Annotated in this window: 11 protein-coding genes; 5 read left to right on the top strand and 6 right to left on the bottom strand. The window is 63.4% G+C overall.

Annotation, left to right across the window (positions count from 1 at the left end; translation table 11 throughout):
* Positions 1–72: 72 nt before the first annotated feature.
* Together EAO39_RS18150 and EAO39_RS22730 are read right to left on the bottom strand one after the other, a co-directional pair.
* Positions 73–1104, bottom strand: coding sequence for a LacI family DNA-binding transcriptional regulator (locus EAO39_RS18150; protein ID WP_120970309.1), 1032 nt, complete (start codon positions 1102–1104; stop codon positions 73–75).
* Positions 1097–1351 (bottom strand): hypothetical protein, encoded by a 255-nt coding sequence (locus EAO39_RS22730; RefSeq protein WP_162989610.1) that lies wholly within the window; start codon positions 1349–1351, stop codon positions 1097–1099. The genes EAO39_RS18150 and EAO39_RS22730 overlap by 8 nt, the downstream gene beginning before the upstream one ends.
* Before the next feature lie 107 nt (positions 1352–1458).
* On the opposite strand from EAO39_RS22730, the gene EAO39_RS18145 reads away from it, so the two are divergent.
* From EAO39_RS18145 to EAO39_RS18135, 3 genes are read left to right on the top strand one after another with little or no spacing between them, the layout of a single operon-like run.
* Complete coding sequence (locus tag EAO39_RS18145; RefSeq protein ID WP_120970307.1) at positions 1459–4269, top strand: molybdopterin cofactor-binding domain-containing protein; 2811 nt, start codon at positions 1459–1461, stop codon at positions 4267–4269.
* Entirely contained in the window at positions 4269–4838 is a 570-nt protein-coding gene (locus tag EAO39_RS18140; RefSeq protein ID WP_120970305.1) for a 2Fe-2S iron-sulfur cluster-binding protein, read from the top strand. Before EAO39_RS18145 ends, EAO39_RS18140 begins: the two co-directional genes overlap by 1 nt.
* A complete protein-coding gene (locus EAO39_RS18135) occupies positions 4831–6177 on the top strand; it encodes a cytochrome c (RefSeq protein ID WP_120970303.1) in 1347 nt (448 codons plus the stop codon). The genes EAO39_RS18140 and EAO39_RS18135 overlap by 8 nt, the downstream gene beginning before the upstream one ends.
* A gap of 76 nt (positions 6178–6253) precedes the next feature.
* Here EAO39_RS18135 and EAO39_RS18130 read toward each other — a convergent pair whose 3' ends face one another.
* Complete coding sequence (locus EAO39_RS18130; protein WP_120970301.1) at positions 6254–6694, bottom strand: HIT family protein; 441 nt, start codon at positions 6692–6694, stop codon at positions 6254–6256.
* A gap of 264 nt (positions 6695–6958) precedes the next feature.
* Between EAO39_RS18130 and guaD the strand changes: the two genes are divergently transcribed.
* A complete protein-coding gene (gene guaD / locus EAO39_RS18125; RefSeq protein ID WP_120970299.1) occupies positions 6959–8251 on the top strand; it encodes a guanine deaminase in 1293 nt (430 codons plus the stop codon).
* 63 nt (positions 8252–8314) lie between these two features.
* A complete protein-coding gene (gene dcd, locus EAO39_RS18120; RefSeq protein ID WP_120970298.1) occupies positions 8315–8881 on the top strand; it encodes a dCTP deaminase in 567 nt (188 codons plus the stop codon).
* A 79-nt stretch (positions 8882–8960) separates the two neighbouring features.
* On the opposite strand, the gene nadB is transcribed toward dcd, so the two are convergent.
* The 3 genes from nadB to EAO39_RS18105 all read right to left on the bottom strand — a co-directional run bounded on the left by nadB (position 8961) and on the right by EAO39_RS18105 (position 13447).
* Entirely contained in the window at positions 8961–10472 is a 1512-nt protein-coding gene (gene nadB, locus EAO39_RS18115; protein ID WP_162989609.1) for an L-aspartate oxidase, read from the bottom strand.
* A gap of 10 nt (positions 10473–10482) precedes the next feature.
* The gene (nadA, locus tag EAO39_RS18110) at positions 10483–11616 is read right to left on the bottom strand and encodes a quinolinate synthase NadA (RefSeq protein WP_120971243.1); all 1134 of its coding nucleotides are present in this window, start codon (positions 11614–11616) and stop codon (positions 10483–10485) included.
* Between the two features lie 88 nt (positions 11617–11704).
* A complete protein-coding gene (locus EAO39_RS18105) occupies positions 11705–13447 on the bottom strand; it encodes a sensor domain-containing diguanylate cyclase (RefSeq protein WP_120970297.1) in 1743 nt (580 codons plus the stop codon).
* Positions 13448–13538: the final 91 nt, after the last annotated feature.

The raw sequence follows: 13538 nt of genomic DNA, 5'->3' as shown, positions 1-13538 counted from the left end.
ATGGCGTCAAGCGCAATAAATATATGCGCTTGATGCTATTTTTTTGATATTACGTATCTGACATGCCACTCTTCAGCGCTGATGGCGCTGGGTGGAGCGGCGGATGGCCAGAGCGGGCAGGGGGCTGCTGGTCATGCGGCGGCTGGTATCGCCGCGCAAATGCTCGAACAGCAGATCGACTGCTTGCTGGGCCACCTCTTCCAGATGCAGATCCAGTGCCGTCAGTGGCGGCTCGCAGCTGCGGGCACGCAGACCGTCGTAGCGCGTGGCCAGGATCAAGTCTTCGGGGATGCGCAGACCGGCCTCCTGCACATAACGGGCGGCGCCCACGGCAAAAGTGTCCACCATGACCAGCAGAGCATCGAGCTGCGGATGCTCGGCTAGCAGTTGCTGCGCCGCTGCGTAGCCGCCGCTCTCGCCCAGGGCTTCGTCCATGCGCAGCACCACGGGCGGCATGCCATAGCCTTCGGCCATGGCGGCGTAGGCCTGCTCGGCCTGGGCGTAGGAGGTGCGGCGCGATGATCCCACCACCAGCGCAATCCGCTTGGCACCTGCCGCTTGCATATGGGTCAGCAGCACCTGGGTGGCCGGGCCGGACAGCAAGTCCACATAAGGCACATCCACCTCATCGCCGCCGGGCCGGCCTATCGAGACCACGGGCAGGCCTTGGGCCAGCAGCTCGGCCAGCAGCGGATCGCCGGCCTGGGGCTCGATGACCAGCGCGCCGTCAATGTCCAGACTGCTCAGCGGGGTCTGACCGGATTTGAGCGGCGGCACCAGCACCATGGCCAGGCCGCGCTCCAGCGCCGAAGAGGCGGCGACAGCCGCCACTTCCATGAAAAAGCCCAGGCGCGAGGGCCCGCCCGAGACGGTGGCCGGCATGGACGACATCAGCGCAATCATGTTCGCGCCCCCGGTGCGCAGGCGCTGGGCATGGCGGTTGGGGCGGTAGCCCAGGGCGCGCGCCGCTTCCTCCACCTTCAAGCGCGTGGCTGGATCGACCTGACCGCGACCATTGAGCGCGTGGGACACCGTGGTGCGCGAAACACCGGCTTGTCTGGCCACGTCGGAAATGGTGATGCGTGGGGTTGGCGAGTCAGCCATGGAATTCCTCTGAAATGCAGCCGTGCGGGTAAAAACAGACGGCAGCCTGCGTAAGCCAAGTTTTTGTATACTTTACTTCTCCCAAATCGGTTTGGGTTTGCCTGTCATCAATGCGATCTGCTTTACGGCAGATTTTTTTGACAGTTGCACCAAATCGATTTGGTTTAACGCAACAAACCTGAGCTTGGGCGTGCCAGGCGCAGCCGATCACGGCGCAGCGCATGGCCGAGCCCATGGCCGTTGGCATGGCATGGCTTTGCGCCTGCAACCTGCCTGACCGCAATGAATGAAATCAAGACCGCCTGATGGGCGCTGCCGTGCGCAGCCGCCATCAGGAGCTCTGTTAACTGGAGAATGAATGTGCCCAAATCGGATTTGAGCCGGCGCAGCTTTTTGAAAGCCACGGCCGCTCTGGGCGTGATGGCCGGTGTGCGCCCCCTGGAGCAGGCGCTGGCCCAGATGGTGGAGCCTGCCAGCGCACAGGATGCGGGCTGGATGGCCGACGGCCGTCTGCGCTACCGCCGCGACGGCATGGCCAAGGTCACGGGGCAAAAGCTGTTTGCCGTGGACTTGCGTGCCAAGGACATGCCGGGCTGGCCGGCCCAGCAGTCCTATGCGCTGCTGATCATGATTCCGCGCGCCGACCGCATTTTTGCAGGGCTGGATCTGTCGGTGCTGGGTCAGGAGTTCGCTCCCGATGTGCTGGTGGATGCGCAGCGCGTGCAGGCCGATGGCGTGCTCATGCCCGAGCCGGTCTTCTACGGTAATTACTTTTTGCCCAAAGGCCAGGTCTCGCCCATGCTGGGCCAGCCGGTGGCGCTGGGCATTTGGCATGACTACGAGCGATACCGCGAGGCCGTGCGCCGGCTGCGCTTCAACGACAGCATCTTCCAGTACGGCGCGGCAGCCACGCCGCCACAGCGCAAGCCCTATGTGGCGGCCCGCTATGTGCGCATGGGCGCCGAAAGCCATGACGAGGCCGATCTGTACGCTCCGCTCACGCACGGCATCGTGCGTCCGGCGCTGACCGGTCCCGAGGTGCAGTGGCCAGGGGTGGATGATCCCAAGCATGGCAAGGCCATGCAGTACGCGGGGGAGATTCAGCAGCTGATGCAGCAGCCGCCCGAAGGCCTCAAGGTGTTCTCGCGCGACTATCAAAGCCAGTCCACCGAACCTGCGGCGCTGGAGCCCGAAAACGGTCTGGCCTGGTATGACGGCGCCAAGGGCGTGATGCACATGGTGGGCGCCACGCAGGCGCCCCATGCCACGGCCGCGCATGTGGTGAGCATGGTCAAGGCCAGCCGCTTTGCCCTCCATGAGATGGACTATCTGAGCGCCTACACCGTGGGCTACGGGCAAAAAGAGCACCACTCCTTTCCCTACTACGTGGCTCTGGCGGCCTTGTATGCCCAGGGACGGCCCGTGCGCCTGGCGCTGGATCGCTGGCAGCAGTTCCAGTTCGCGCTCAAGCGCCATCCCTTCGACCTCAAGACCTCAATTGCCGTGGATGACCAGGGCCAGTTCCAGGCGTTCACGGTCGATATGCGCGGCGACGGCGGCGGCACCATGAACTTCAGCCCCTCGGTGGGCACGCTGGGCGTGGCTTCCTCGCAGTCGGTGTATTACTTTCCCAAGAGCGATCTGTCGGTGGCGGTCTATCCCAGCGCCGAAGTCACGGCCGGCTCGGTGCGCGGCTATGGCACTTTGCAATCTATGGCGCCCACGGAAATGCTGGTCGATGAAATCGCCGAGCAGCTGCAGATGGATGCGATTGCGCTGCGCCAGAAGAACATGCTGCGCACCGGCTTGCGCAATACCCAGGGCTCCGTGCCCGCCGGGCATTTGCGCATCGGCGAGATTCTAGAGCTGGCGGCCAAGGACAGCGTCTGGACCCAGCGCGCCAAGCGCAAGGCCGAGTACGAGGCCGCCAGCCCCGGCATGCTGTATGGCGTGGGCTTTGCTGCGGTGCAGAAAAGCTTTGGCACGGCGGGCGAAGCTGCGCTGGCGCTGATCGAGCTGTCGCCGGACGGCAAGCTCAAGATGAAGCACATCACGGCCGAAATCGGCACCGGCACCACCACGGCGCAGATGCTGGCGGCCCAGCCTTTTCTGGGTCGTCCCATAGACGAGGTGGAGTTTGCTGCGCAAAAGTGGCCGCAGATGCCGGTGCATACCGAGGACAAGCCCAACTCCACGCCGCAGGCCGATGAAGACCGCCAGTCGCAAGACCCGTACTGGGTGCCCAGCTTCACCTCGCCCCAGTCGGCTTCCAACTCGGCTTACTACTTCACCCACACCACACGCCAGGCGGCCAAATTGCTGCTGGCCCACGGGCTGTGGCCTGCAGCACTGTCGATCTGGGGCAATCCTTTTGGCGGCCCTTTGCAGGCCATGCCCGTCACGCTGGATCAGGCCGAGTGGGTGGACGGAAAGCTGGTGGCCGGCGCCATGCCGCCGCTGAGTTTTGAACGACTGGCCGAGCGCGCCCATGCCCTGGGTCTGGTCACCGGCGTGTGCGTGCACACCTTCAACCGCCGCTCCTGGGCCAGTGCCGAGTTCGAGCTGGACGGCAAGCGCTTTGCTGCCGAGATCGATGCCCTGTCCGTGCGCTGGGGCGAGGGTGCAGACGCAGCCAAGAAAGCCGCCATGGACAGCGGCGGCTATGCCTTTCAGCCCCGCGTCAAGGTCAGCTACCCGCCGGTGCACCGCCTGGCGGCAGGCGCGGTGTATTACGCACCCTGCGCCACCCTGGTGGAGCTGGCGGTATCCAGCGGCACCGGCAAGGTCAGCCTGCTGGGTCACAAAACCTGGCTGGACTGCGGCGCGCAAATCGTGCCCGAGCTGGTTTCCGGCCAGTTGCAGGGCGGCGTGGCCATGGGCATAGGCCATGCCCTGTATGAAGAGCTGCCTCTGGGACCTACCGGTCCGGGCAACGGACAGTGGAGCTTCAACCGCTACCACCTGCCGCGCGGCAGCGAAGTGGCGGTGTGGAAGGCCGAAGGCCATGTGCTGGCGCCCATCTCCCGCACCGACCCACCCAAGGGCATGGCCGAGGTCGTGATGATCCCCGTCGTTGCCGCCTGCGCCAATGCCGTGGCCCACGCCACAGGCAAGCGTTTTTATCAATTGCCGCTGACTGCGCAGCGAATCAAGAAGGCATTGTGATGCAGCAACGTATTGAGTTTTACGCCACCATCAACGGCCAAAAGACCGGCCCGCATGATCTGCCCCAGGACTTGATGATGATCGAGTTTCTGCAGGAGTATCAGGGCCTAACGGGCACGCGCCTGGGCTGCGGCCAGGGCGTGTGCCGGGCTTGCACCATCATCGTGGACGAACCCGGCAAGGGCTCGCACACCGTGCCTGCCTGCGTGACCGGCGTCAGCTGGCTCAACGGCAAAAGCATACGCACCATCGAAGGCGCGGCGGCTACCGATGACAAGGGCCAGATCACGGCTTCGGCGGTGCAAAAAGCATTTCTGGAGCATTTTTCCTTTCAGTGCGGCTATTGCACGCCGGGCTTTGTCAACTCGGCCACGGTGCTGATGGAAAAACTGCGTGCCAAGCCCGTGCCCGCCAACGAGGTGGAAGAGGCGGTGCAGGCAGCGCTGGACCCGCATATCTGCCGCTGCACCGGCTATGTGCGCTACTACCACGCCGTGCGCGATCTGATTTTGGCCACGCCCGGTTTGACCACCGGCCAGCGCACGCGAGAGGTCAGCCAGCATGGATAAGCGCAAGTTGACCCGAATCGCCGCGGCTGTGGCCGCAGCCGGCGTACTGCTGCTAGGCGCCATGTATATCGCCGGCAGTTCCAGCGGCAGCGTGCCGCCCGCCAGCGTGGACTTGAGCCAGCTCAGCCCCGAGCACAAGCAGCAGCTGTCCGAACGCGGCCTGCAGGTGTTTCGCGCGGCCGACTGCGCTGCCTGCCACAGCTCGCCCACCACGGGTGCCGAGCTGGCCGGCGGCATGGCCATGGTTACGCCCATGGGCACGCTGTATGGCACGAATATCTCGCCCTCCAAGGAGCACGGCATAGGCAACTGGTCGGCCGACGATCTATACCGCGCCGTGGCGCGCGGCATGGCTCCGGGGCGTAAGAATCTGTATCCGGCCATGCCTTATGCCAGCTACCACGACATCACACGTGCCGACGTGGATGCGCTGTGGGTCTGGCTGCAGCAGCAGCCGGCGGTGGAAGTGCCCAACCGTGCGGCCGAGATGCACTTTCCCTTCAGCATCCGCCCGGCCGTGGCCTTGTGGAATGCGCTGGAGCGTCCGGCCAGCCAGTCCGCCCCCAAGGCGGCACCTGCTGCGGCCAATGACGCCGATCTCTTGATAGAGCGCGGCCGCTATCTGGTCAATACCCTGGGCCATTGCGGCGAATGCCATACGCCGCGTACCGCCAGCTTTGCCATGGACTTGAAGCAGTCCCTGGCCGGCAACGTGATCGAAGGCGCTTACGCCCCCGATCTGCGACCCGAAGCCATGGTCCAGCGCGGCTGGAACGAGGGCGATCTGCTGCAATTCATGCGCACCGGTCTTTCGCCCCAGGGCGTGATGACCATGGGCATGTTCCCCGTGCTCGAGCATTCCAGCTCGCAGATGGACGAGGCCGAGCTCAAGGCCATGGCTGCCTATCTGATGCGGGGCGACAAGGCCGGTACAGCTGCTGCGGTGCCTGCCGTAGCCGCCAAGCTTGAGCCTTTGCAGGACGTAGCGCCTCAGACCCAGGTTTCGGCCAATGGCCAGCGGGTGTATCTGGGCCTGTGCGCGGGCTGCCACGGGGTGGATGGTCAGGGGCAGCCGCATTCCTCGCTGCGCCTCGACACCAACACCACGGCCATGTTTCCCACGCCGCTCAATCTGGTGCGGGTGATTCGCGAAGGCCTGACTGAGCGCGATCTGGCCCACGGCGAGCGCATGCAGGCCATGCCGGGCTTTGCCCAGCAGCTGTCCGATCAGGACATGGCCGATCTGGTCAATTACATGCGGGTGCGCTGGGGTCGTCAGAAGGGTGATGTGACGCCGGCCCAGGTGGCGGATCTCATCAAGACCGCAGAGTCTCACTGAACCGGGCTTAAATAAAAAGAGCTGCCAGCGCTTTAGCAATAAGCGCTGGCAGCTCTTTTTTTGCTAGCGGTGCAATTTACTGCATGGCCAGTTGGAGCTTTTGCGCCAGCTCGGCCAGCACGGCAGGGCCGGGTTCCTCGCGCTTCCAGGTCACGGACAGGCCGTCGCCCGCAAAACGCGGCAGCACATGCAGGTGAAAGTGGAATACGGTCTGGCCTGCCGGTGCGCCATTGGCCTGGAAGAGGTTGATGCCATCGGGCGCAAACGCTTTGGCCGCCGCCGCCGCAACGCGCTGGGCGGTCTGCATCACAGCAGCGGCTTCCTCGGGTGTCAGCTCCAGCAGATCCACAGCATGGCGCTTGCTGGCCACCAGCACATGGCCCAGGCTGGCCTGGCCTATGTCCATGAAGGCAATCGTCAGCTCGTCTTCATAGACTTTGGCCGAAGGAATCTCGCCCTTGACCAGCTTGCAGAAAATGCATTCGCCGGGCGGGGAGTTGTCGATAAACATGGGCATACCCGTCTCCTTGTTGTTATTCAAAACCTGGATCTTATAAGCGAGGCCGGCGTTGCCGCTATGACGGGGCTAGCTGCTGGCGCAATGCTTTGAACGATTTCAAAAGGTTTGATGTCTGAAGTCATTCAAAGATGTACGCATGCCGCTTTCAATTGCATAGCAATTTCACAAGGCTTGCTGCAGCACATTTTTGAACAATCCGTATAGGGCTTATAAGCATGGGCGTGTGCCGCTGCAGGCCGCAGCGGCTTAAGCTTGTACCTTATGAAGATCTACCGTAGTGCTCTGCTGCGCTTTGCCGATGACGGCCAAGCTGTTTATGACTCTGACGCCTTGCTGGCCGTCGCGCCCGATGAGCGTGGCGTGCAGCGCGTGGTGGCTGCAGGTAGCTGGCAGTCGCTGGCGGCGCAGTACATCGACCGCGAAGGCGTGGAAGTCATCCACCTGCCGGGACGCCTGCTGGCGCCGGGTTTTGTGGACTTGCATATCCACTATCCGCAAACCGATGTGATTGGCGCACCGGCCGCCGGCCTGCTGCCCTGGCTGGAAAATTACACTTTTCCCCATGAGTCGCGCTTTCACGACCGCGAGTACGCCGACAGCGTGGCCGACTTCTTCATGGACGAGTTGCAGCGCAATGGCGTGACCACGGCCCTGGCTTTTGCCACCTCGCATCCGACCTCGGTGGACGCCATCATGACGGCTGCGCAAAAGCGTCAGATGCGCATGATTGCCGGCAAGGTCATGCAAGACCGCAACAGCCCCGACGGCGTGCGCGACGATACCGAACAAAGCCTGATCGACACCGAGACGCTGATCCAGCGCTGGCATGGCGTGGATCGTCTGGGCTATGCCATCACCCCGCGTTTTGCGCCCACCAGCACCGATGCCCAGCTGCGCGGCGCCGGCGAGCTGGCGGCCAAGTACAGCGATGTGTGGATCCAGTCCCATGTGGCCGAGAACCTGGACGAGATTGCCTGGGTCAAGCAATTGTTCCCGCAGGCGCGCAGCTATCTGGCGGTCTATGAGAACTTTGGCCTGATGCGCGAGCGTGCGGTCTATGCCCACAGCATCTGGCTGGATGAAACCGATCGCGAGCTCATGCGCAGCACGCGCTCGGCGGCGGCGGTGAGCCCGACCAGCAATCTGTTTCTGGCCAGCGGCTTCTTCGACTACCTCAAGGCCGACGAAGCCCAGATGCTTTACGGCCTGGCCAGCGATGTGGGTGGCGGCATGAGCTTTTCGCCGTTTCGCACCATGCAGGCCGCCTATGTGGTGGGCCGCGAAAGCCATACCAAGCAGGGCCAGAGTCTGTCGCCGCAAAACCTGTGGTGGCAGCACACGGCGGGCGCGGCGCGGGCCCTGGGTCTGACCGGCGTGGTCGGCAATCTGCAGCCCGGCTGCGAAGCGGACTTTGTCGTCATCAACCCGGCCTGCACGCCGCTGATGGAACGCAAGACCGGCCAGGCGCGCGATCTGGACGAGCTGCTGTTTGCCATGATCATCTTGGGAGATGACCGCCTGATTGAGCAAACCATTGTTTCTCAAGCAAAATAGGAGTCTTGCGCTGGTTGTATAGCCGGATGGCGCTATCAACAATCGAGCGAAACAGGATTCCCAATGAGCATCAAGAGCGACAAATGGATCCGTCATATGGCGGAACAGCACGGCATGATCGAGCCCTATGAGCCCGGTCAGGTGCGTCAGGTCGACGGCAAGAAGGTCATCAGCTACGGCACCTCAAGCTACGGCTACGACATTCGCTGCGCGCGTGAATTCAAAGTGTTCACCAATATTCACAGCACCGTGGTCGACCCCAAGAATTTCGACGAAAAAAGCTTTGTCGATTTCGAGGGCGACTACTGCATCATTCCGCCCAACAGCTTTGCGTTGGCCCGCACGGTGGAGTACTTCCGCATTCCGCGCGATGTGCTGACCGTGTGCCTGGGCAAGAGCACCTATGCCCGCTGCGGCATCATCGTCAACGTGACGCCCTTCGAACCCGAGTGGGAAGGCTATGTGACGCTGGAGTTCTCCAACACCACGCCGCTGCCGGCCAAAATCTATGCCGGTGAAGGCTGCGCCCAGGTGCTGTTCTTCCAGGGCGACGAGCAGTGCGAGACCAGCTACAAGGACCGTAACGGTAAGTACCAGGGCCAGCATGGCGTGACCTTGCCCAAGGCCTGAGCTACCTGCTGCTTCACAAAAAAGCCCGCTGCATCTGCAGCGGGCTTTTTGCTTTTCCGGCGTTCAAACTTCGGTCATTTCAGGCAGCCAGCATTTCGCGGGCCGGATAGTCGGTGTTGCAGTGTGCTCCCACGCTTTGCTGGCGCTGCAGGGCGGCATGGACCATCAGCGTGCAGACATCGAGCTGATTGCGCAGCGCAGCATCGATGTCTTGCAGCTGGGCGCGCCACAGCGCCAGTTGCTCGGCGGCTCGGGACAAGCCCTGGTTGCTGCGCACAATGCCCACATGGGTGAGCATGAGCTGTCGCAGCTCTTGTTCGATATTTGGGCTGCGTTTACCGCTGAAGCCCTTGTCAGGATTGCGGTAGTTGCTATGCAATTCATATGATGAATCCAGAGGCTGGCCGGCGATGTGCTGCGCCGCCGCACGCCCCATCACCACGCATTCCAGCAAGGAGTTGCTGGCCAGCCGATTGGCACCATGCAGGCCGGTGCGGGCCACTTCGCCAATGGCATAAAGCTGCGGCACCTCGGTTTGCCCGTTCACGCCGGCCTGGATGCCGCCGCAGGCGTAATGAGCGCAGGGCGCCACGGGAATGGGCTGGCTGGCGATGTCTATGCCATGGGCGGCACACAGAGCCATCACGCCGGGGAAATGCTGCTCCAGCCAGCTGCGGCTCTGGTGGCTGATGTCCAGATGCACATAGGCCAGACCATGCTCGGCCATCTCGGCCCAGATGGCGCGGGCCACGATATCGCGCGGGGCCAGTTCGGCGCGCTCGTCATGGCGCAGCATGAAGCGCTCGCCATTGGGCAGCTTCAGCAGCGCTCCTTCGCCGCGCAGCGCTTCGGAGACCAGACCGGCGGCCTTGCCGTCGATCTGCAGCGCCGTGGGGTGAAACTGCATGAATTCCAGATCCTGCAGGCGGCAGCCCGCGCGCCAGGCCATGGCCAGACCGTCGCCGGTCGCCGTGCCCGGGTTGGTGGTGTAGGGATAGATCTGGCCCATGCCGCCGGTGGCCAGAATGGTGTGGCGGGCCTGCAGCTGCTGCTCGGAGCCATCGGCCATGCGTAGCCAGGCGCCGGTGCAAGCGTCGGATGCATCTTGCAGCAGGGCCAGGGCCGTCGTGTTCTCCAGCAGCGTGAGATTGCTGCGGCTTTGGCAAGCCTGCAGCAGGGCCGTATGCACGGCGTGACCGGTGCGATCTGCCGCATGGGCAATGCGGCGCTGGCCGTGGCCGCCTTCACGGGTCAGGTGCAGTGATCCGTCGGCGTTGCAGCTAAAGGGTACGCCGTGGCTTTGCAGCCAGGCCATGGCAGCAGGGGCTTGCTCCAGAATCTGGCGCACTGCGGCCTCATCGCACAAGCCGGCACCGGCAATCAGCGTGTCCTGCACATGTTCGGCCACGCTGTCGCCAGCATCGAGCACGGCCGCAATGCCGCCCTGGGCCCAGGCGCTGGCGCATTCCTCAAAGCGGCTCTTGCTCAACAAGGTGACGCGCAGCTGCGGGGGCAGGGACAGGGCGGCGCTCATGCCAGCCAGCCCGGCACCGATGATCAGCACATCGGTCATGGGGAGCTTGGAGTTCATGGACGCCTCCTCAGGCCGGACCGAAGTGCTGGAACAGGGCACCGTCTTTTTCCAGCGCGCCGCTGGCGCGCACCGGCTGGCGCTGGGCAGCAGCAAACTGCAGCATGCGCTCTATGGGTTTGCGGGCGGCACGGGCCAGCGTGGCATCGAGCTCGATGGCTCCATGGCCGTGCAGCAGAGTCTGCTCCACACCGGCCAGGCTGTTCATGGCCATCCAGGGGCAGAAGGCGCAGCTTTTGCAACTGGCGCCGCTGCCTGCCGTGGGCGCGGCCAGGAAGGTCTTGTCCGGGTGGCGCTTGCGCATATCGTGCAAGATGCCTTGATCGGTGGCGACAATAAACGTCTGCGTCGGCAGGCGGCCTACGGCGGCGATCAATTGCGTGGTGGAGCCGACCACATCGGCCAGCGCCGCCACGGAGGCCGGGGATTCGGGGTGGACCAGGATGGCGGCTTCAGGATGCGCATCGGCCAGGGCCTGCAGCTCGTCGGCCTTGAATTCGTCGTGAACAATGCACGAGCCCTGCCACAGCAGCATGTCGGCTCCGGTCTGGCGCTGGATATGGCTGCCCAGATGGCGATCGGGCGCCCAGAGGATTTTCTCGCCGCGCGCATGCAGGGCGGCCACGATGTCTTGCCCCACGGACGAGGTGACCACCCAGTCGGCCCGTGCTTTGACGGCGGCGCTGGTATTGGCATAGACGACTACGGTGCGGTCCGGGTGAGCGTCGCAAAAGCGGCTGAATTCCTCGGCCGGGCAACCCAGATCCAGCGAGCAGGTAGCGTCGGCATCGGGCATGAGCACGGTTTTCTCGGGGCTCAGAATCTTGGCGGTCTCGCCCATGAAACGCACTCCGGCCACGATCAGCGTGGTCGCGGCATGCTCGGAGCCGAAGCGGGCCATCTCCAGCGAGTCGCCCACGCAGCCGCCGGTTTCGCGGGCCAGATCCTGCAAGGCGCCGTCCACGTAGTAGTGGGCCACCAGCGCGGCATTGCGTTCGCGCAGCAGCTGGCGTATGCGTTCGGCGCTTTCGCGCTGCTGCTGCAGGCTGGCCTCGGCAGGCACTTTGGCCCAGGCCTGGCCTATGCTGCACTGGCCGCCGACAAAAGAGGTGGGTTGGTCGAAATCCACAGATCTGAGCTGCATGGTCTCCATCCGGTTGTTATATAAAATAATAATGCTCGAATTGAGTATTATTAAACCCGGGTTTCAGCCAACTGTCATCTATTGATTTTTAAACGGGTGGTGGCGGGGGCAGGGGCTGGACGTTGTTGCGGCCTGCAGCCTTGGCGTTGTACAAGGCTTCGTCGCTTCGGCGCAACAGACCGCTGGCCTCCATATCGGTGTCGCTCAGGCAGCTGACGCCTATGCTCAAGGTCACCTGCTGGCCGTGGGGCATGGGCGCGCTTTCCATTCGGGTGCGCAGCTCTTCGGCCAGCTCCATGGCGGTGTCCAGAGAGGTGTCGGGCAGCAAGGCGATGAATTCTTCACCGCCCATGCGGGCCAGCACATCGGAGACGCGCAAACGCGATTTCAGGACCTGGGCCACGCACTGCAGCACCATATCGCCCACCTCATGGCCAAAGACATCGTTGACTGATTTGAAGTGATCGATGTCCATGGCCAGCAAGGATAAAGGCCGATTGCCGCGCTTGGCCAGAGCCAAGGCGTAGAGCATGCGTGCGTCAAAGCCGCGGCGGTTGAGCAGCCCGGTGAGCGGGTCGCTATGTGCCAGCAACTCCAGTTCGGCATTGGCTTTTTGCAGCTGCAGTGTGCGCTCGGCCACCTGCGCTTCCATGGCATTGTGGCTGGCTTTGAGTTTGGCAATGCTGCTGTGCAGCATCCGTGAGAGGTGGCTGATTTCCCGGCTGCTGTGGGTCAGGGGGATTTCGGCGCCTTGATCGCCATCGTGAATGGCGCGGGCTGCGCTGGCCAGGCGCTTGATGTCCTGGCTCAGGTGTCTGGCGGCCCACCAGGCCATGACGGCGGCGAGCACAGCGGCCACCAGGCCGGTGGCCAGCACCTGATACATGGCTTGACGGGCCTGGGCGTAAGCTGTTTGCAGCGGTTGGCGGGCCACGATGTACCAGCCCAGGTCGGTGGCGGCGCTGCGTGGTTGCAGCGGCACGATGGTGGTCAGAAACTCCTTGCCGCCGTCTTTCCATTGCACGATGCGCGGGCTGGGACGCAGCTGCTGTGAATCCACTTCAGCCATGCGCGGCGCAAACGGCAGCTCCTGGCCTGCGTCGATGAAGGGCTTGATCTGCCCGCCTGGGGCATAGATCATCTGCCCGTTTTTGTCAAAGATGAACAGCGAGATCTGCTGCTCCTGAGCGTTGCTTGGCAGCAGCATTTCCACGGCTTCTCCGGTCCAGGCCCAGCTGCTTTGTATGCCCAGCACGCCTATGGTCTTGCCACGCAGCTGAATGGGGGCGGAGAAATCCATGACGCGGTAGGGTTCGCCATTGGGCAGCGGAGGCAGCAGATCGGCCAGCCGCACGACGGGATGCATATCGCCCACATAGATGCTGTTGAGCCCGTTCTTGAACCAGGGACGGCTGCTGACGTCGCTACCGACCAGCAAATCATTGGTGGCGCTGAGCACGGTGCCCTTGGTGTCTGCCACGCCAATCCAAGTGCTGTGCGGCTGTACGGCACGCAGGCGCGACAGCAGGGCGGTGACGCCGGGTGCGGCCAGGCCTTTTTCCCATAGCGAGGTGGAGCTGACCAGCACCTGCACGGTACGCGCCTTGCTGTGCAGATCGTCCGCCAGCAGGCGGGACGCATTAGTGGCCACGCTGTGCAGCGAGGCTCCGGCTTCGCGCTCGGTGCGCACGCGCAGCAATTCGGCAAATCCCAGAGACATCAAAATGCCCAACAGCAGCACCAGCGACCCAAAGACCAGGGCCAGCTGGGTGCGCAGGCCCAGGCGTTGCCAGCGATCGGGTCCAGCGAATTGCAGTCGAGACGGAGTCATGATTGAAATCTCAGTGAGTCCCCAGTGAATAAACCGTAGTCAGCTATATTTTTAGGAGTTACCAAGATCAGGTTGCACGCCACGAAGCGCG

Origin of the sequence: Comamonas sp. lk (genome assembly GCF_900564145.1) — a bacterium.
GTDB lineage: Bacteria > Pseudomonadota > Gammaproteobacteria > Burkholderiales > Burkholderiaceae_C > Comamonas.
Note: the sequence above shows the minus strand (reverse complement) of the source record. Positions and strands in the feature narration are given on the sequence as shown.